General features: G+C 47.1%; 16 protein-coding genes. 4 read left to right on the top strand and 12 right to left on the bottom strand.

The window, feature by feature from the left end:
- Positions 1 to 13: 13 nt before the first annotated feature.
- A complete protein-coding gene (locus QT992_RS23110; protein ID WP_333337776.1) occupies positions 14 to 262 on the top strand; it encodes a transporter suffix domain-containing protein in 249 nt (82 codons plus the stop codon).
- A 60-nt stretch (positions 263 to 322) separates the two neighbouring features.
- Here the strand turns inward: QT992_RS23110 and QT992_RS23105 are convergent, their stop codons facing one another.
- Positions 323 to 1351: a hypothetical protein gene (locus QT992_RS23105; protein WP_333320261.1), complete on the bottom strand. Its 1029-nt coding sequence runs from the start codon at positions 1349 to 1351 to the stop codon at positions 323 to 325.
- Positions 1352 to 1467: 116 nt separating this feature from the next.
- Between QT992_RS23105 and QT992_RS23100 the strand changes: the two genes are divergently transcribed.
- Positions 1468 to 1602: a hypothetical protein gene (locus QT992_RS23100; RefSeq protein WP_333320263.1), complete on the top strand. Its 135-nt coding sequence runs from the start codon at positions 1468 to 1470 to the stop codon at positions 1600 to 1602.
- Positions 1603 to 1645: 43 nt separating this feature from the next.
- Here QT992_RS23100 and QT992_RS23095 read toward each other — a convergent pair whose 3' ends face one another.
- The 10 genes from QT992_RS23095 to treZ form a co-directional block, all read right to left on the bottom strand.
- Entirely contained in the window at positions 1646 to 4849 is a 3204-nt protein-coding gene (locus QT992_RS23095; RefSeq protein ID WP_333337729.1) for an efflux RND transporter permease subunit, read from the bottom strand.
- A 204-nt stretch (positions 4850 to 5053) separates the two neighbouring features.
- Entirely contained in the window at positions 5054 to 6838 is a 1785-nt protein-coding gene (locus QT992_RS23090; protein WP_333337731.1) for an efflux RND transporter periplasmic adaptor subunit, read from the bottom strand.
- A gap of 268 nt (positions 6839 to 7106) precedes the next feature.
- On the bottom strand, positions 7107 to 7715 hold the full coding sequence (locus QT992_RS23085; protein WP_333337733.1) for a PadR family transcriptional regulator: 609 nt from the start codon (positions 7713 to 7715) through the stop codon (positions 7107 to 7109).
- Positions 7716 to 7912: 197 nt separating this feature from the next.
- A complete protein-coding gene (locus QT992_RS23080; protein ID WP_333320269.1) occupies positions 7913 to 8425 on the bottom strand; it encodes a DUF4112 domain-containing protein in 513 nt (170 codons plus the stop codon).
- Between the two features lie 198 nt (positions 8426 to 8623).
- The gene (gene dnaK / locus QT992_RS23075; protein WP_333320271.1) at positions 8624 to 10540 is read right to left on the bottom strand and encodes a molecular chaperone DnaK; all 1917 of its coding nucleotides are present in this window, start codon (positions 10538 to 10540) and stop codon (positions 8624 to 8626) included.
- A gap of 248 nt (positions 10541 to 10788) precedes the next feature.
- Complete coding sequence (locus tag QT992_RS23070) at positions 10789 to 10950, bottom strand: hypothetical protein (RefSeq protein WP_333320273.1); 162 nt, start codon at positions 10948 to 10950, stop codon at positions 10789 to 10791.
- 1 nt (position 10951) lies between these two features.
- Positions 10952 to 11497, bottom strand: a complete 546-nt coding sequence (locus QT992_RS23065; protein WP_333320275.1) for a GNAT family N-acetyltransferase — start codon at positions 11495 to 11497, stop codon at positions 10952 to 10954.
- Between the two features lie 3 nt (positions 11498 to 11500).
- The gene (locus tag QT992_RS23060; RefSeq protein ID WP_333337738.1) at positions 11501 to 11752 is read right to left on the bottom strand and encodes a type II toxin -antitoxin system TacA 1-like antitoxin; all 252 of its coding nucleotides are present in this window, start codon (positions 11750 to 11752) and stop codon (positions 11501 to 11503) included.
- A gap of 143 nt (positions 11753 to 11895) precedes the next feature.
- The gene (treY, locus tag QT992_RS23055) at positions 11896 to 14691 is read right to left on the bottom strand and encodes a malto-oligosyltrehalose synthase (RefSeq protein WP_333337778.1); all 2796 of its coding nucleotides are present in this window, start codon (positions 14689 to 14691) and stop codon (positions 11896 to 11898) included.
- 177 nt (positions 14692 to 14868) lie between these two features.
- On the bottom strand, positions 14869 to 16692 hold the full coding sequence (gene treZ, locus QT992_RS23050; RefSeq protein ID WP_333337742.1) for a malto-oligosyltrehalose trehalohydrolase: 1824 nt from the start codon (positions 16690 to 16692) through the stop codon (positions 14869 to 14871).
- A gap of 316 nt (positions 16693 to 17008) precedes the next feature.
- Here treZ and QT992_RS23045 point away from each other — a divergent pair, with 316 nt between their 5' ends.
- Together QT992_RS23045 and QT992_RS23040 are read left to right on the top strand one after the other, a co-directional pair.
- A complete protein-coding gene (locus QT992_RS23045) occupies positions 17009 to 19075 on the top strand; it encodes an amylo-alpha-1,6-glucosidase (protein WP_333337745.1) in 2067 nt (688 codons plus the stop codon).
- 35 nt (positions 19076 to 19110) lie between these two features.
- The gene (locus tag QT992_RS23040) at positions 19111 to 20151 is read left to right on the top strand and encodes a glucokinase (protein WP_333320282.1); all 1041 of its coding nucleotides are present in this window, start codon (positions 19111 to 19113) and stop codon (positions 20149 to 20151) included.
- Between the two features lie 7 nt (positions 20152 to 20158).
- Here the strand turns inward: QT992_RS23040 and QT992_RS23035 are convergent.
- A partial coding sequence (locus tag QT992_RS23035) for a hypothetical protein (protein WP_333377804.1) occupies positions 20159 to 20439 on the bottom strand: 281 nt, incomplete at its 5' end.

Raw genomic sequence — 20439 nt, 5'->3', positions numbered from 1 at the left:
ATTATCTGAATCTATGCAAAAGCTCGGTTTGTTTTTATTTGTCCTATCTTTTCTACCGTGGTTGGCAGTCTTATTTGTTGTGCCCTTCCTGCGGCTGGACATTCCCCAAAAAACTACTTTATCGGTCGTTCTGGCTGTTGGGGCAGAAGTTTGTTTTTGGATTAGCGTAGTGCTGTTGGGGAAAGAAATAGTTACTAAATATCGGCGTTATTTGCATCCCCGATATCTTTGGAAAAAACTTAGAAATTTTAACCGCAGATGAACAGGGTTCGACGCAGATAATGAGCCGGGATGTTGGCATTTATCTGCGGTCAAGGTTTAGCTATTCGCTGAAAATTTGCAAGCGAATAGAGCGTTCTCCGTCTCCGAAATCCACTTCAATCTTTTCTCCCGAAAGACTGTCCAAGCATCCCAAAAGCAACCGCAAATTCGGTGTGCTTGCTCCTGTATCCACGTATAATCTATCTGCCAAACTGCCTAAACGCTTCCAAATCGTGTATAGTTTGACTACTGTTTGTTCTAGCTGTGCGGCTTGTTTTACAACGTCGGCGGTGGTTCCCAAACAGCCTACTCGCAAAGATTCTTCTAAGGCCATTTCCATGTCTAAATGAGACTGATTGAGAGCTTGCACTTGGGCGGCGGCGTCGAGATATTTTGATAAGTTCTTGGCGTCGGATGTTAGCTGTTTGACAGTATCTACGTCGGGATTTTCGGCTACTTCTTTTTGAATTTCGCTTTGGTGAGATGGGGAGAGTTTCTCCATTTCTTTGACTAAAGGAGCGAGGTAGCGGGAAGGTAGAGAACCGGTAGATGCTTTTTCTTTGACTTCTTCTGGCAATAAATCTGAGTTCATGGCCATCCATTCGTCGGATAGTTGTTTGACTTCGCGGCGGGTGATACGATCGCCATTTGCTGCGGCATCTGTTACCATTTGCTGGACTTCGGGAGATGCTTTGGCGGTTTCTACAAAGGCTCTTTTGCTGAAGTTTCTAATGGAATCTGGGTCTAAATCTCCTTGCTGGATAAGAGTGTCGGCACTATTAGCTAATTCTATCAAAGAATAGGCTTGACTTTTGCCAATTTCTCTTTCTTTGAGCCAGTTCAAAAAGCCTGTGCCTCGTCCTTCGCCGCCTTTTTTTTCTCTGTCTCGGACTGTTCGGAGAATGCGTCCCCGCCAAATGTCGGTTTGCAAGTCGAAGCGATCGCACACTTTCCAGGCATTGTCAACTTGATTTTCAAAGTCAAACTCTGGTATTTGTTCGTCTTCGGGGTCTGGCAATTGGAAATTGATATCGGTAAAGCCCTTGAGGGCTTCTGCAAGTTCTGCGGGAGATTGGGGGACTTCAGCCATTAGGAAAAATTTGTGTAGTGCAACAGCCGGTTTAATTGGTAAGTTGCACGGGTTGACAGTTGAGACGCTATATGTAGCGGTAAGGTAGGCAAGATTTACCTACTAATAGAGCTTTTGTGCAAGTCATATCATTATTGCACGATGGGGGACGATCGGGCGATCGCTACCTGCACAAAAAATCTTCTCCGAGAGTGGCCGCACAGCGTCGCAACAATCAAAAAGTCGGTGGCACAGATAGTCTGGTATTTTGAATAAAGAACCACTAACCGGATAGTTAAAGGAACTAATTACCAACTACAACGGCGATACTTTATCGCGTTCAATCTCCTCGTGGGGAGGCGTTTTCCCGTTCAAAATTGTGCCATCCTCGGGCAGATTTTGCGGGCGATCGCGCTTCCGAAAGCGATCGCGAGCCGAGACAACCACCACATACAGAACCGGCACCATAAACAAACTCAACACAGTAGAAACAACCATCCCCCCGGCGATCGCATTCCCCAGCGATCGGCGACTCGCTGCACCCGCACCTTCTGGGTTAATTAGGGGAGCAATCCCCAAAATAAATGATAGAGAAGTCATCAAAATCGGTCGTAAACGCTCTTGAGAAGCCTCAACTGCCGCCTTAGCAATTGAATATCCCTGCTCCCGTAACTGGTTCGCAAACTCCACAATTAAAATCGCATTTTTACTTGCCAATCCAATCAACATCACCAAACCTATCTGGCAATAAACATCATTCGCCAAACCCCGTAACGACTGAGCTAAAAGTGCACCTAAAATCGCCAGAGGAACCGATAACAAAATAATGAAAGGATCGACATAATTTTCATACTGAGCCGCCAAAACCAAGAACACAAAAATCAGTCCCAAACCAAAAATAATTGGTGCTTGACCCCCCGACTCAATTTCTTCTAAAGAACTCCCCGACCATTCATAGCCAAAACCTCCTGGTAAAACTTGAGTGGCCACTTTTTCCATCGATTTTATCGCCTGTCCAGAACTCGCTCCCGGAGCCGGAGAGCCACTAATTTCAATTGACCTATATAAATTGTAGTGGTTAACAGTTTGCGCTCCCACGACGGGAGTTATCTTCACCAAATTGCTCAAAGAAATCATTTCATTCTTTCCAGAACGCACATACAATTTCCCAATATCTTCAGGGTTATCACGAAACTGTTTATCCGCCTGAACATACACCCGATAAGTGCGCTGCTGGAGGTTAAAATCGTTCACATACTGAGAACCCAGAGCCGTTTGTAACGTACTGAAAACATCATTAATGGGAATATCTAGAGCCTTAGCTCGATTGCGGTCAACTTCCACAACTAACTGAGGCGTATTCGCAGCAAACGTACTAAATACCGCCTGCAATCCCGGTGTCTGATTCGCCTGCTTTAAAATCCCACCCATCGCCTGAACTAGAGAATCTAAACCGCTGTTACCTTTGCGGTCTTGCAATTGAAATTGGAAGCCTCCAAATTGACCTAAACCTTGAATAGCCGGCGGATTTACAGGGAAAATTCTAGCTTCGGGAATCGCGAAAAACTTACCCCGCAATTTACCAATAATCGCTTGTACGGTTTGATCTTCACCTTTCCTTTCTTTCCAGGGTTTAAGGGTAGTAAATATAATCCCTTGGTTGGAACTGTTACCACTAAAACCAAAGCCACCTACAGAAAAAGTCCCCACAACTTCAGGAACTTGAAGGATTTCTTTTTCAACTCCGTCCATCACCTGCTGGGTGTATTGCAGCGAAACGCCTTGAGGCCCTTGAATAATTGTCAGAAAATAGCCCTGGTCTTCCTCTGGGATAAATGCTGTCGGTACTGCTAAATAAAGCCAAGCTGTGAATCCCAGAGAAGCGATAAACAACAGGGTAACAATGGTTTTAAATCGTGTTAAGAATATTAAGGAATCTCTATATTTCTTTTGCGTCCAATCCAGAAAAATATTAATGCGGTTAAACACCCAACCCAACGGGCCGCCAAACTTCTTACCTGGGCGCAGTAATATAGCGGCAAGTGAGGGAGTAAGAGTAACCGCCATAAAGGTAGAAAGCAGTACGGAAAAAGCAATTGTTAGGGCAAATTGTTTATAGAGTGCTCCCGTTGTCCCTGGGAAAAATGCCACTGGTACGAAGACGGCCATCAATACTAAGGAAGTGGCAATTACAGCACTAAAAAGTTCCCGCATTGACTCGGAAGCTGCTTGGCGGGCATTCATACCTTGGCGGACTAGACGGTCAATATTTTCGACTACGATGATAGCGTCATCAACCACTAAACCTGTTGCTAAGGTAAGACCAAATAGAGACAAACTGTTAATCGTAAAGCCGAAAGCTTTGATAAAGGCAAATGTCCCAATCAAGGAAATGGGAATGGTGATGGTGGGGATAATCGTAGTGCGCCAATCTTGCAGGAAAACAAAAATAACTATCACCACTAGCAATACTGCTTCAAACAGAGTTTTGACTACTTCTGCCATTGACTCTTGGACAAATTGAGTCGTATCTAGTGCGGTTCTATGTATCACCCCCGGAGGGAAGTTTTTAGCTAATTTTGCCATTTCTACTTTGACGGCGTTGGCAACATTTAGAGCATTACTTCCTGGCAATTGGTAAATCCCTAAACCCACAGCGTCATTCCCTCGAAATCGCAGGAAAGAGTTATAATTTTCTGCTCCTAATTCTGCTTTGCCGACATCTTTTAACTTAACTAAAGTTCCATTTGGTTCGCTTTTAATAACTATGTCTTCAAATTCTGTGGGGCTTTTTAGACGACTTTCGGCACTCAAATCAATCTGATACATTTGCCCTTCGGGGGCTGGTTCTTGACCAATTCTTCCTACACCAACTTGCAAGTTTTGTTCGTTAATTGCTCTTGTTACATCTTGCATTGTTAGATTACGAGCCGCTAATTTATTGGGGTCGATCCACAGGCGCATAGCATAGCGTCTTTCCCCAAAAATTCGCACGTCGCCCACGCCTTTTACTCTCTTTAAAGTATCGGCTAAATAGAGGTCGGCGTAGTTGCTTAAAAATATGGTATCGTATTCTTTATTTTCGGTGAATAATCCTATAGCCAGCAGGAGGCTGTTAGATTGTTTTGTAACTGTAACTCCTGTGCGCTGTACGGCATCTGGCAGTTGTGGTTGAGCGACTGCAACTCGATTTTGCACATCGACGGCGGCGATATCTTTGTCGCGGGAAGTATCAAAGGTGGCTGTAATGGTGCTAGTTCCACTGTTAGTGCTACTGGAAGTTAGATATTTCAGTCCTTCAATGCCGTTGATTTGCCTTTCTAGGATGTTTGTTACCGCATTTTCGACAACTTCAGCATTCGCACCGCTATAGTTGGCTGTGACGTTAATTTGGGTGGGGCTAATGTCGGGGAAGCGTTCGATCGGCAATGTGGGAATGCTGATTGCGCCTACCAAGATAATAATTAAGGCGCAGACGCTAGCAAAGACAGGCCGTTTAATAAAGAAATCTGCAAACATTATTTGGGTAATGGGTAGTTGCGGATGGCTAATTGCTAATTGCTAATTTACCCGATATTGTAGGGGTCGTGCCCCCGTGCCGACCCCCATCCAGAAGGGATCGGGGCAGGGCAGCCACGGGGGGCAGGGCAGCCACGGGGGGCTGCCCCTACAAGAATGAAACAGCCCTACTTAAAAAGGGGCACAAGAACTGGAGGTAGCATATTAATTTTTGCCCCCCACTGGTAATTTTTTCCCTGCTTCTTTCCCTTCCTCTTGAGCCATAATCGGAACCCCGTCTGTGAGGTTAAGGATGCCGGCAGTAACAATTTTTTCTCCGGCTTTCAAACCTTCGATAACTTGATAATTATTCCCCTCAATGGCTCCCAATTTCACGGATTTTTGTCGCGCTACTAAAGGTGGCATCCCAGGTTTTGGCTGTTCCGGCTTTTGAGCTGTGAAGACAAAAGTTTCTCCACCTAAGCGAGTGACTGCTGTTACTGGAACTAAAATTCCGGGGTTCTGTTTCCAGATGACTTTAGCTTTTACAAACTGGAGATTAAGCAGTTCGCCACTGGGGTTGGGAAAGGTGGCTTTAGCTAAAATTGTTTGGGAATTGGCGCTGACGTTGGGGGAGATAAAACTGATTTGACCGATCGCGATCGCCTTACCTTGAGCGTCGAGCATTTGTACTGGCAGCCCTAAGCGTAATTGAGGCTGCCGTTCCAAAGGAATTGATAACCGCAAGTCTAGCAATTGGTTCTCTGTCAGGGTGGCAATGGCGTTACCTTTTTGCAAGTAATCACCTACTTTCACTGGTATGTCGCCGATGACTCCCGCGAAGGGCGCGATGACCGCAGTTTCTTGCAGTTGTACTTCAAAGCCGCGCACTTGAGCGGCGGCCTCGGCAACTTGCGCTTCAGCTTGATCGAGCTGTTCTTGGCGAGTACCGTTGGCTAACTGCGCTAATCTGCTCTTGGCTTGTGCGACTTCTGCTTCGGCTTTGGCTATTTCCTCTGGGCGCGAACCGTTTTGCAATTGCCGCAAAGCTTGCCGCTGCTGTTGCAAGGCTGCTGTGCGCCGATCGATCTCGGCTTGTCTGTTCTTTTGTCGCTGCTCGAACCGCCTTTGAGCTTCTCGGAGGTTGGCTTTGGCGCTGCCTTCTTTTTGGGTGTATTGCTCGAGGGTGTTCGCGGATTCTGCGCCTTCTTTTGCCAAGGCCTGATATCTGGCAAGTTGCTGGGTGGCTAACTTTGCTTCGGCTGTGCTTGCTTCTATTTGCGCTCTTGCTTGGGCGATTTCTTCTAAGAGGCTACCTGTTTCGGCATCGGCGAGGTCGGCTTCAGCTTGGCTAACGCGGGCTTGGGCTTGACCAATTTCTTCTGGCCGAGAGCCCGATCGCAGTTGGGCTAGGTTGGCTTGGGCTTGGGCGACTTGGGCTTGAGCTTGGGCGATTTCTTCGGGCCTGGCTCCTGCTTGCAATTCGGCTAAGTGGGATTGAGCGCGGATCAGGTTGGCTTGGGATTCCCTCAAGTCAGCTTGGGCGCTGTCGCTTTTCATGCGGGCGATGGCTTGCCCTTTATTTATGAAGTCCCCGGATTTGACAAAAATCTCCGTGACTAGCCCTTCTGTTTCGGGTTTGATTTCTACTGAACGCTTGGCTTCTAAGCTGCTAACAAATTCGGAAGCATCTTCGACTGAGCTGGTTTTTACGGTGGCGAGCTTGACTGGTATGGCTGGGGGTTGGGCTGCGGCTGCCTGTTGCTGTGGGCGATTCTGACCCGATTGCCAGGAGTACCAGCCGAAACCTGCTGCGCCTGTGGCGATCGCGATCGCGGCAATTAGAGGCCAGCGCGATCGTGGTTTAGCAACAGATTCATGGCGATCATCGGCAACGGCGGGAAAATCCTCTGGTAGATCGCTGTCTGCATCGGTTGGGTGCCGTTCGGGTGTGGCAGGTTTTTGCTCTTCTGTTTCAACGACGGATTCTGGGAATTTAGAATTACTCATTGGCAGCACCACTTAGATTTTTTTTAACTTCTGACTTACTGAGACTTGGGCGAAATCTTTGATTTTCCGGCGTTCCCCTCCAACATGGGGGAATAAGGACAAGCGATTTTAAACAGGATGGAATCGGGAAAGTCCCTTTTTAATGAGGTTGGGGGATGTGCGGGGAATTTGTCGATCGCAGTTAGCAAAGCCAGGGAGTGATTCTTTTTAGGAAAGCTTCTTGTTATCTCTCAAAAGTTACGATGGCAGGCAAGATTGCACATCCTTCTTATGACTCACCTGAGTGGGTGAGTTGGAAGGATTTTCCCTTGGAGTCGGCGGATTCAGCGAAGGTTGGGAAGTCACGCACTCCGGCGATCGCACTTTTTTCCTTGGCTAGTTGCTCGGTTAACCACTCTATCTCTGACGCCAGCACTGACTTGCAGCGATCGCGAGAGGCGAATTGATAGTCATCGGTTAGTGGATATTCGCTCTTGAGGCTTTCGATGTAGTCTTGCCTGGTGTAACAGGCTCGCAAGCGGTGTTCCAATAGCTTCAGCCGTTCTGCGGGTTCTAAGTCGCCAAAAAAGAAAAACTTGATTTGGAACCGGGAACCACTGTTAACCCAGCTTTCTTGAGGGTGTTCGAGCATTTTTTGCCGCCAGAGTTCGCGCCCTTTGGCGGTAATTCCGTATATTTTGCGCGGACAGCCCGCATCTCCGGCTTCTTCGGCAATTACCGAAATCTCCCCTCGCTCTTCCAAGCGCTTCAGCAGCGGGTAAATCGCTCCGTAGTTGACGCTGATGCAACTGCTCATAAACAGCTCCAGTTTTTGCTTTAGCCGATAGCCGTGCAGGGGTTGCAACTGTAGCAGTCCAAGTGCTGATAATTCAAGCATTTATATCAATTTGATATTATAGTCTGGATTATATCACTATATCGGACTCAAGGGCGATCGGGTAAATAGCTAGTTTCCCAAAAAAATGAAAATTAAATACACATTAAATAATATTTGTCAATCCCCTTAATATATATTGTTTTAGGATCGAGAAAGGGCGATCGCTCGATCGGAAAAATTGGGTCTAAAACCCGAAATTAACGTCCTGTAATCACTTGAAATAGCCACCCAAAAAGCATCACGCTCAAGAAAATTACACCTCCGACAATTAACATTAAACCCAACAGCAAAGCCGCCACAAATAACCAGTCGGCTTTTTTCCCAGGTTCAGGGGAACCTAAATGAGCGTCCAGCAATTCTATATTCTTGACATTAGCTTTCCAAGTAACATCTAACAAGTCTCCGGCTACCGGTACAGTACCGGCAACTGTATCAAATACGATGTTAGTGGCCATTTTGACTAAAGTCTCTTGTGGCACTCCCATTTGAGCGGATTTGAAGACAACATATCCTGCAAAAATTGAACTGATTAAATCGCCGCCGCCCGGTATAAGTCCCAGTATCGGATCGAGTCCGATGCGGTATTTTGTGCCGGGAATCGGAATTGCATTGTCGAGTAAATGGCTGATGCGGCGGAGTCGGCGCAAGGATGCAACATGAGATGGGCTGGGAGTATTTGGGGAGGAATTTTGTATAGGAGAACGTGACATTTAATGGCTCTCGATTGCGATATTACTGCTAGTTTATGATATTTACTGAAGCATATTTTAGTTTTGTCTCTATGCCTCAAGCAAGATTTTTAGTAATTTTAGTCGATCGGCTTTGGTTTGTTTTTGAACGAACAGAAACCCGGTTTCTGTTCAAAACCGGGTTTCTTGCTTCTAGCTACGGGCTTTTAGTTTAGCCTGCTATTTGTTGCCTTCTGTGAAGTCGGCGTCAATCACGTCGTCGCCGCCGCCAGTGGGGCCGCCGTCTCCATAGCCACCAGGGCCACCGGGGCCGCCAGGGCCGTCAGTCGGGCCGCCTGCTTGCTGGTACAGGTTGCTGCTGACAGCGTAGAACGCTTGCTGCAACTCGGTTGTCAAGGTTTTGATGCGATCGTCATCTTCACTCTCGATCGCGGATCGCAAGTCTTTAAGCAACCCTTCAATCTTAGTTTTGTCATCAGCGGGAACTTTATCGCCCAATTCTGCCAACTGCTTCTCGATTTGATAGGCTTGAGAATCAGCTTGGTTTTTGCGATCTATCCTTTCGCGACGTTCCTTGTCAGCAGAAGCATTCGATTCAGCTTCCCTCACCATGCGCTCGACTTCATTGCTGGGCAAAGTAGAAGCACCAGTAATGCTAATCGATTGCTCCTTACCAGTACCTTTATCCTTAGCAGCTACATTCAAAATACCGTTAGCATCGATATCGAAAGTAACTTCAATTTGAGGTACGCCACGAGGTGCCGGTGGAACTCCATCTAAGCGGAAGGTTCCCAAATCCTTGTTATCATTCGCCATTTCCCGTTCGCCTTGCAAAACGTGAATTTCCACGTTTGTTTGGCCGTCTACAGCAGTCGAGAAAGTTTCCGACTTCTTGGTAGGAATAGTGGTGTTGCGGGGAATGATTTTGGTCATCACGCCGCCCAAGGTTTCGACGCCGAGAGACAGCGGAGTAACGTCGAGCAACAGAATGTCTTTGACTTCGCCGGAGAGTACGCCGGCTTGAATTGCTGCACCGACTGCGACCACTTCGTCCGGGTTTACCGTTTGGTTGGGGTCTTTGCCAAGGAGTTTTTTGACCAGTTCTTGCACCGCAGGAATGCGCGTAGAACCACCAACTAAGACGACTTCATTAATTGCAGATTTGTCTAATTTGGCGTCGCGGATCGCATTTTCTACGGGGATGCGAGAGCGATCGATCAAATCCGAGCACAGTTCTTCAAACTTGCCCCGCGTCAAAGTCGTGTCCAAGTGTTTTGGCCCGTCTTGAGTCGCGGTAATAAACGGCAGGTTGATTTCTGCTTGGGTAACGCTCGAAAGCTCAATCTTGGCTTTTTCGGCTGCTTCCGTCAGGCGTTGCAGTGCTTGTTTGTCTTTGCGAAGGTCAATTCCTTCGGCTCTTTGGAATTCGTTAGCGATGTAATCGACGATTTTTTTGTCGAAGTCGTCACCGCCGAGGTGAGTGTCTCCAGAAGTTGCTAGCACTTCAAATACGCCGTCGCCTACTTCGAGAATAGATACGTCGAAAGTACCGCCACCTAAGTCAAATACGAGGATGGTTTCGTTGCTCTTTTTATCTAACCCGTAAGCTAAAGCTGCTGCTGTAGGTTCGTTAATAATCCGCAGCACTTCTATACCGGCAATTTTTCCTGCGTCTTTCGTAGCTTGGCGCTGGGAGTCGTTGAAGTAAGCGGGAACAGTAATTACCGCTTGGGTAACAGTTTCGCCGAGGTATTTGCTGGCGTCTTCTACGAGTTTGCGGAGAACTTGTGCAGAAATTTCTTCTGGGGCAAATTGCTTGCCGCGGGCGGGACAGTCTAGTTTGAGGCTGTTGCCGACTTTGAGAACTTTGTAGGAAACTTCAGTGGTTTCGTGGGTTACTTCATCAACGCGACGCCCGATAAACCGTTTTACTGAGTAAAAGGTGTTTTCGGCGTTCATCACGGCTTGACGCTTGGCGATTTGTCCGACAAGTTGATCGCCATTTTTAGCATATGCTACTACAGAAGGTGTGGTGCGACCCCCTTCGGCGTTGGCTATGACGGTGGGTTTGCCGCCTTCCATAACTGCGACGCAGGAGTTTGTCGTACCTAAGTCAATTCCAACTACTTTTCCCATAGGGGTGTTCCGGCTCCAATCTCTACAAAATTTTGGTGTTTTATCTGTGCGATAGTCTGGTTATTCAGGACTGCCATTTTACCTCACGGTTTACGGGTAGTGAGTCCTGCTTTAATACAGTCTTCGATAGGGTGCTTATCTCTATACTGCGGGCGGTAGACCTTGCGATGAAGGGGTATTTACCGAACCTGTTGGGGGACGGTTGCATCCGTGAGGCTTGCACCGCTACAGTTGTTGACTGCTTTTCTTTACTCTTCCCAATGTACGGTGTGCGATCGATTCGGGTATTGTGGCAAACCGTATACGTTGTGTTGTATTTGCCGTCTTTGTGGTATAAATTTTTTTTGGTTGGTAGGGGCGATCGGTCGATCGGCTGGAAAATAAAAGTAAAATTTATCAGTTAGAGTCATGTTAAGTAGCGGTTGGAGGGGAGGGATTCACAGTTGCTGCCTGTTTGATTGTGTTCATCAGCATAAAAAGTGAAAAGGCTGTTTCCTGGCCTTCTAAGAAGCCAAACTTCTGGTAAAACTCTTTTGCATTCTCGTCTATGGCATCAACTCTGACACCGTAAACTCCTACTATTCTAGATACATCTAGTGAGCTAGCAAGGGCGTGAAATAATAGTTGTTTCCCCAGTCCTCTACCCTGCATTGAGCGATCGACCGCAAGTTTAGCAATCAGTATAGCTGGAATCGGATATCTAGGCAGCCTTTGGCGCAGGTCGGCTGGCAAGTCTTGGCGTTCAAGTACACCTGCACAGCAAGAATAATAGCCAACTATCTGAGTGCCTCCAGGCGAAAAAGCAACAAAAGTTTTGGCAATCCCATCTAGATCGTTTTTCTGAGCGTACTGTTTGAAGTACCTATCTAATTCTGGATTTCCAGAATTAAATGGGTCTTTTTTGAGACTGCTTGTACTGCGTCCTATTCTATCTATCGGACAAATAATAAAGTCCACAATTTATTCTTTGTTTGAGTTGCGATAGTCTTGAAATAGTTTTATCAGAGCTTCATTAGGGGGAGGCGGATCTAACATCATGTCTAACAAAAAATCCCAGTCGCGCTCGGACAGCTTCAAAACTGGGTTGCCCAAGGCTGCTGGGCCGTTGATCGTACCATCTGCTTCGGCAATGAATTCGTCGAGGACAAATAGGTAAGCCCACCAAGAGAGTCTGGTTTCGGTACTGGTTTCGGTTTTGACGAGCGATCGCATTTTGCTATTTCTCCCGCTACTAAGATTGCTTTCCTACTACTATTTTAACTCAAAAAGCCCAGCACATGGTATGGTGCGTCAGAGCCAAAAAACATTGTGAACTCCCAATAATCAATTCCTGACGCACCCTACAACTTTAGTTTCTATTTTTTACCGATCAGCAGAGCTGCCGGAAAGTAACTCAGAGCTTCACCAATTGCCAAGGTACCGTTACTTTCTACCACCTGATTTGTAATTGCATCTTTCCAAACCGACGGCATTTGCTCGGATAATTCCAAATTAGTATCTTTCCAGACTTGTTTGCCGATCGGCATTTCTTCCGGTTTGACAATTCCAGTCAAAAACCGGGGAGCAATGACAATAACGGTAGTCTCTCCAAAGCTTCTGGCAAAGGCAACAACATTATCTTTAAACGTGCCAACTGCTTCCAGGGGCACATAGTCACCTGATTGAAAAACTTGCAAGTATTTTTTTCTCGCTTCTAGCGCTCTTGCCGTCAAAAACAACTTAATTCTCGCGTCTTCTCGCGTCGCAATCAAATCTTCAACCAGTTGCAAAATATCCGTCTGAGCTTGCTCTTTTATTTCCCGCAAAACCTCGATTCTGCGCTCAAAATCAACGGGACGGCGGTTATCGGGATCGACGTGACTTAAATCCCAGAATTCCGTCCCTTGATAAATGTCGGGAACGCCCGGAGCCGTGATTTTCAGCAGCGTTTGAGATAAAGAATTGAAAATTCCGTAATTAGCTACTTTTTTACAGAAAGGTGTAAATTTGTTGAGAAACTGATTTTGTTCCGAAGGTTCGAGAACGCTATCGACAAAGGTCATAAAACCAGCTTCGTAGTCGTTATCCGGTCTCAGCCAAGCCGTATAAACTTTTGCTTCGCGGACTGCTTTAATGACATAATCTTTCAGGCGCTGGACATAATCAGTGTTTTCAATTCCCTCAAAGGGAAAACTGCCTAGCAGAGTTTGGTACAGGAAGTATTCGTCATTAGTATCTGGAACCATTCGATTCACAAAGTTGACTTTCTTAGAAGAGTTTACTTCTCTCCAAGACCTGACTTGCTGTTCCCATTCATCGGGAATTTCTGACAAAACGTTTATTCGGGCTCGCACATCTTCGCCGCGTTTGGTATCGTGGGTAGCTGTAGCATTCATTTTGTGCGGCCAAGCGACTTGCTGCTGTTGGTTGAACTCGTGAAAATCTACCAGCGACACGCCGAACTGACTGGGATTTCCTCCCACTTCGTTGAGTGATAAAAGCCGATAGTAGACGTATAAAAGCGTGTCTTCCACGCCTTTTGCCATTAATGGGCCTGTCAACTGCTGGAGTTTCATTACAAAGTGCCGACGCTGCTCTTTTTGTTCTGGTGTTAGAGTTTCTTCTTCTTCGAGCAACAGCACCGTTTCGATAAATTTAAGTTCCTTGAGGAGTCGCGGTACTTGTTCTTTGGCATGGGCGATCGCATATTTTACGTAAGTGCGATCGGACTCTCTCAAACCGTCTTGATTGATGTAAGTTCGGTAGACTGGAAAAATTGTCAAAACAGCCGCCAATGCTTTTTCCAAACCGGGACGAGTAAAGTCATTTCCCTGTCTCGATTGACCGGAGATATTCTTCAAAAGTTGAGCTAGATTGTCTACATCTCCCGCCAAGTTTTTCTCAACAATCAGTCCTTTTTTATCTAAAAACAACTGTTCGTAGGGAACGGTCAAGCGAGTAAATCTCTGATATATTTCGCTAAATTGCTGTTCGCGATCGCACCGACAGAAAACGCCGTTTACGTAATTCAAAAAGTCGTAGCCGCTAGTTCCCTCAATCGGCCAATATGACGGCAAATCTTCTTCGTGTTCCAGAATCTTTTCAACAGTAATATAAGTGTCTCCCACTTTCTCCCGGAGCCGTTTCAAATATTCTGTGGGATCGTACAGTCCGTCGATGTGGTCGATTCTCAATCCGGTAAACTTTTCCTCATCAACCATGTCGAATATCAGAGCATGGTTTTTGTGAAAAACTTTAATCTCTTCAACTTTTACCGAAATAAGTTCGTTGACCGTAAAAAACCTTCGGTAGTTAATTTCTTCGGCCCCCACTTTCCAGAAAGCCAGACGGTAAAACTGCTCGGAAAGCAAATCGTCTAGCAAATTAAAGCTTTCTGGATTTCCCTTTTCTCCGTTAAAAACTTTGATATTTTCATCGATGAATTCCTGTACAAGGGGATTTTGATTGTAGAGTTCCCACAGGAGTCCTTTGACAAAAGCTATCTGATCGTATCGGGTTTTACCTTTAGTTTCTGAAGGTGTATTTTTAATCAAATAAAGAATTCCCAAAAACTTGATAAAATCTGGATGGCGTCTGCCTAATTCCCTGGCTAAATGCCCCAAATTATGACTGATAAATTTAGCATAAGATTCAATTCTTACTGGCAATTGTAAGCTATAATAATTGATAGTCAGCCCAATTTCGCTGTATTTGAGTTGAATCTCGCCATTTTCCAGACACTCTCCATAAAAATTGCCCAGCAGTGGAGCCAGCACTCGACCCCTGAGATGTTCGTAAGCGTGATTCCATTCAATATCAAAGTAATCAAAATAGTCGGAATCTGGCCCGTGTTCCAATACGTCTAACAGCAGCAAATTTTGAGTATCGTAAGCCATGTGGTTCGGAACAATATCTTGCAGCCATCCCATGTTCCGTTTCTTGATTTCGTATGTGAGGGCTTCAAAATTTTCTGAGGTTCCCAATTCGGGATTGATCTGATTTGAGTCAACGACATCGTATCCGTGAGAGCTGCCTTTTCTGGCTTTAAATATTGGTGAAGCGTAAACGTCGGTAATTCCTAAATCTTCCAGATAGCTAAGGATTTGTTTTGCGGATTCAAAGTTAAAACCTGCATGAAATTGAATCCGATAAGTTGTTGTGGGAATTCTCATCATGTTAATTTTACTCCTGCTTGTTTAGGGTTTTCTTTTTTAAGAATATATGAGGCAGAGCCTCCTGAACTGCATTCCCAGGCATAGCCTGGGAATGAGAGAGGCTCTGCCTCCCGTTTCTTGTTCCTAGGCTCTGCCTAGGAACGCCTGTATTTGAGGCTCTGCCTCGACTTTTAATTATTCTAATTCGTAGAGTGCGAAACTCTGCGGTTTAACGGTCAATTTTTGCTCTGAAGTTATCTTTTCAGGCAAGCTAGAACCTGAACCCATCCATTTTTCATCAGCAGAGTCTAAAATTTTGTGACCGTTGCCCTGGGGAAGTGCAGCCGTAAAAGCTACCTCTTGCCTGTTGAAGTTTAGAATGCAGAATATCTGGCTGTCATCTGTCCAACGACGTAGAAATAAGATTTTTTCCGCTTCAATGCTGGACACTTCTAGACTGTTTTTGTCGAGTTTTTTAAGGGCTGGTATTGTCCGCCGCAGGTGAATCAAATGTTGGTGCCATTCCCAAAGGATTTTGTGTTTGCCTTGGGTTTGTTTTTCCCAGTTTAACTTACACTTATCGAAAGTCTCAGGACTCTGGGGGTCTTGAAACTCGCCTCGGCCTTCAAAGATTTTAAATTCTTGTTGTTTGTCTTTGCGGATAGCTTCAATTAAGTTTTCGTCCGAGTGGGAAACGAAGTAAAAAAACGGTGCTTCTTCCCCGTATTCTTCTCCCATAAAAAAGAAGGGAATGTAGGGAGAAATTAAGACTGTGCCGGCTGCCAGTTTCAATCCTTCAAAGTCAACTATTTTGGATAGTCTGTCTCCCAAAATGCGGTTGCCGATTTGGTCGTGGGTTTGGGCAAACACCAAAAATTTATGACCCGGTTCATCCTTAACAGAATTGCCGTGTCTCCGCTTTCTGTGGGGGGCGTACTGGCCGGAGTAAACAAAGCTTTCTTTGAAGGCTTTTTCTAAGTGTTCGCACTTGCCGTAATCTTGGTAGTATCGGTCGTCTTCTCCGGTGAGCAAGGCGTGCAGTGCGTGGTGGAAATCATCGCACCATTGGGCGTCTAGTCCGAAGCCACCGAGTTCTTTGGGACGTACAGTGCGGACATCATTTAAGTCACTTTCGGCTATTAAGTAAAGTTTCCGTCCTAGTTCTTGGGAAATATCGGCTGTGGCATCGGATAGTTCTTGTAAAAAAGGTCTTGCACCTACTTCAAATATTGCTTGAATGGCATCTAATCTCAGGGCATCGATGTGATAGTCTCGAAACCAGTAGAGGGCGTTTTCAATAAAGTAGTTACGCACACCGTCGCTGTAGGCGTCGTCGAAGTTGAGGGGGTCTCCCCAAATCGAGCCGTATTTTGAGGTAAAGTAGGGGCCGAAGTCCCTGAGATAATTTCCTTCGGGGCCGAGGTGGTTGTACACTACATCGAGAATTACTGAAATGCCGTGTTCGTGGCAGGCGTTGACGAGTGTTTTGAAGCCTTCGGGGCCGCCGTAGGAGTTTTGAACGGCGTAGGGATATACGCCGTCATATCCCCAGTTTCGATCGCCAGGAAATTGGGCTACTGGCATTATTTCGATGGCGTTGATTCCCAATTCTTTAAGTTGTTTTAGCTGGGGAATTATTGCTTCAAATGTTCCGGCTTGGGTGAATGTGCCGACGTGCAGTTCGTAAATAATCATTTCGGCTAGCGGCACGCCTTGCCAATTTGTGTCAGTCCAAGTAAAAATATTTTCATCTATTACTTGCGACGGAGCGTGCACGCCTTGGGGTTGATATTTTGAGGCTGGGTCTGGTCGGTCTATTTTTCCTTCGAGTTGGTAGGTATAAAGGGTTCCTGGTTCGATGTCTGTAGCTGTGGTTTGCCAATAACCTTCTGCGGATTGTTGCAGGGGTATCAGGCGTTTTTTTGGGGAAACAATTTGGACGGCGATTTGTTTGAGGGTGGGCGCCCAAACGGTAAATTCACATTGGTTATTGCCGAGGTAATTTGCTCCTATCTTCACTTTGAGCTGTTCTCCTTATAAAATAGGTTGGTAGTTCGATCGCCCGACGCGCTATCAAATGCTTGCCCTTAACGTTCAGCGCCTGTTTAGACGGTAATATTACTTAATATAACAAACAACTAACTTTAGACAGAGGCATCAAAGGGGAAAATTGGGTAAGGGGCAAAAGTAGCGGTTGGTGAGGCCGAAATTACAGCAGGAATCGGCACGGGGGCGATCGCCAAATTAACGGCCTGGAATCGTTAATATTTCTGGTTGATATCATGTCGAAAATCTACCTAAAGGTAGGTCAAAAATCAGCGCGAGTGTATTTTTTATGGTTATGGCTTTTGGACGGGAAATCTGCTGCAATCTCGACTCGGCGGAGTCTCGCGAGTGGTTGGTGACAAACGGGATCGGCGGTTACGCTAGCGGGACGATCGCAAATCTCCTCACCCGCCGCTATCACGGGTTGCTGGTAGCAGCCCTCAAACCCCCGCTGGGACGCACTTTGATGCTCGCCAAGCTGGACGAGACGGCTGTGTATAACGATCGCGCCTATCCGCTTTATACAAACCGCTGGGCCGACGCAACGATGGAACCCCACGGCTACAACTACATCGAAAGCTTTCACCTCGAAGGGACGACACCTGTTTGGAGGTTTGCTCTCGCCGACGCTATCCTGGAAAAGCGGATTTGGATGCAGCAAGGTGCTAACACAACATATATTCAATACCGCTTGCACCGCGCCTCACAACCGATCGCCCTCGCTGTCAAAGCCCTGATCAACTATCGCGACTACCACCACACCACGAACGTCGGCGACTGGCAGATGAGCCTACAAACCTTGGAAAGCGGGGTTTGCGTAACTGCATTTCCCAAGTCTGCACCCCTGTACCTGCTGACGGATGCCGAACCAGAGGCCCAATTTCGAGTTTCTACGCCTTTATACAATTGGCATTACGGATTTGACCTAGCAGCCGAAAAGCGCCGCGGATTGGACTACTGCGAGGAGCACTTGCACGCGGCGACTTTTCACATGACGATCGCACCGGGAAGTTCTCTCACATTGATAGCGAGCACCGAGAAAAATACCGAACTCAACGGCGGTACAGCTTTAGAAGTGCGCCGCACTTATGAGGGAGAAGTGCTGGAAAAATGGTCAAAAGCGAGCAAATCTCCCGACTGGATAAATCGCTTAGTGCTAGCCGCCGACCAATTCATCGTCAGCCGCCCGGTAGCAGAGGAACCGGAGGGGAAAACCATCGTCGCCGGATATCCCTGGTTTAGCGACTGGGGGCGCGATACGATGATTAGCTTGCCCGGTCTCACAATCTGTACCGGGCGATGGGAAATTGCGCGATCTATTTTGCGGACATTTGCGCGGTATGTCGATCGGGGAATGCTGCCGAACCGCTTCCCGGATGCGGGCGGCGCACCGGAATACAACACCGCAGACGCCACTCTGTGGTACTTTGAGGCAATTCGCGCTTATATCGATGCCACGGGGGACGACGAACTTTTGAGCGAACTCTGGCCTACTTTATGTGAGATTGTTGATTGGCACATACAGGGAACTCGGTATAACATCCGCGTCGATCCCGATGACGGTTTAATCTACGCGGGCGAAACCGGGGTGCAACTGACTTGGATGGATGCGAAAATCGGCGATTGGGTGGTGACGCCTCGGATTGGTAAGCCGATCGAACTCAGCGCGCTTTGGTACAATGCTATACAAGCTATGGCAAGTTTTGCTCGAAAACTGGGCAAGCCTCACAATGAATACCAGCAATTGGGCGATCGAACAGCCGCCGGATTCCCTCGTTTCTGGAACGCCTCAACCGGTTACTGTTACGACGTTCTCGACGGCCCCGACGGACACGATAGTTCGCTGCGGCCCAACCAAATATTCGCCGTATCCTTGCCCCTATTAACTGGGTATCCGCCTCCGAACTCTTTATCCGCAAGGGGACTGCGGGCAAAGGAAACCCACCGCTATACACCGTTACTGACACCCATCCAGCAGCGCGGCGTGGTGGACGCCTGCGCCCAGCAACTTCTCACTTCTGTCGGCCTCCGCAGCCTCTCGCCGCAGCACCCGCAGTATCGCGGCGCATACGGAGGCGACCAATTGCAGCGCGACAGCGCCTACCACCAGGGCACAGTTTGGGGCTGGCTGATTGGCCCGTTTGTCTTGGCGCACTTGCACGTATACAAAGACCCAGCACAAGCTCGCGAATTTTTCGCACCGATGGCACATCATATAAGGGCCGCCGGAGTTGGCAGTCTGGGCGAAATTTTTGAGGGCGACGCCCCCCACTCGCCGCGAGGCTGCACGGCTCAAGCTTGGACAGTGGCTGAGGTGCTGCGGGCTTGGTTGGCAATTAATACTGTGGGTGTTTAAATGGGGAATGTTATCTTTGGGTGAAAAAGAGATTTATGGCATTATTATTAGCGGGCGATATTGGCGGAACTAAGACTATTTTGCGCTTAGTGGAAAGGACTGTTAACGGTGAAATGAACGCTCTTTATGAGTTTCGCTATCCGAGCGGCGAGTTTCCCGATTTAGTACCGATGGTGCAGCAGTTTTTGACGGAAGCTGGTATGAAATTGGATTTTGCGCCATTGCCTGAAAAAGCTTGTTTTGCGATCGCAGGCCCGGTGGTTAATAACACTGCAAAACTGACTAATTTGCCTTGGAGGCTAGATGCGAAGCGTCTGGAACAAGAATTAGGAATATCCCGCGTCAGTTTAATTAATGATTTTGTTGCGGTTGGCTACGGCGTGTGGGGTTTGGATGCTAAAGATTTGCACATTTTGCAAGTCGGAAAACCCCGCCAACACGATCCAATTGCTGTTATTGGTGCGGGGACTGGTTTGGGAAATTGTTTTGGAATTCCCGAAGCAAATGGCATCAGGGTTTTTTCTTCGGAAGGGGGACACGGGGACTTTGCTCCTCGTTCCGAGTTGGAGTTTGAATTGCTGAAATATTTGTTAGCAAAACACGACATTCAAAGAATATCGATCGAGCGTGTAGTTTCGGGACAAGGGATTGTTTCAATTTACCAGTTTTTGCGGGACAGAAAGTTTGCTCCTGAATCGTCGGAGGTAGGGGAAGTTATCAAAAAATGGGAGTCAGAGGTCGGGAAAACTGAAAAGACTGTCGATCCGGGTGCTACAATTGCACAGGCGGCACTCAAAAAGTGCGATCGGCTTTCCGAACAAACAATGCAAATGTTTGTAGAAGCTTACGGTGCAGTGGCGGGAAATCTGGCTGTGACACTGTTACCTTACGGCGGTTTGTACGTAGCTGGCGGCATTGCTGCTAAGATTTTGCCGCTGATTCTAGAAGGGGGTTTTATGCGGGCTTTTACGCACAAAGGCCGGATGGATTCGCTGTTAGAAATGATGCCGGTTCGTCTTGTATTGAATCCCAATGTAGGGTTAATTGGTGCGGCTGTTTGTGCGGCCGGTCTTTAGGATAATTTTAAATAGTTTGGGGCGGGCAAGATGCCCACCCCACAAGAATATTTGTGGCAGAGGCATCTTGCCTGTGCAAATATTTGGGGCGGGCAAGATGCCCACCCCACAATAATTTTTGTGGCACAGGCATCTTGCCTGTGCAAATAGTTTGGGCGGGCAAGATGCCCACCCCACAAGAATCCTTGTGGCACAGGCATCTTGCCTGTGAAATCCTTGTGGCACAGGCATCTTGCCTGTGAAATCCTTGTGGCACAGGCATCTTGCCTGTGAAATCCTTGTGGCACA

The sequence above is a fragment of the Microcoleus sp. T3_D1 genome, from assembly GCF_036700405.1.
Taxonomy (GTDB): domain Bacteria; phylum Cyanobacteriota; class Cyanobacteriia; order Cyanobacteriales; family Microcoleaceae; genus Microcoleus.
Note: the sequence above shows the minus strand (reverse complement) of the source record. Positions and strands in the feature narration are given on the sequence as shown.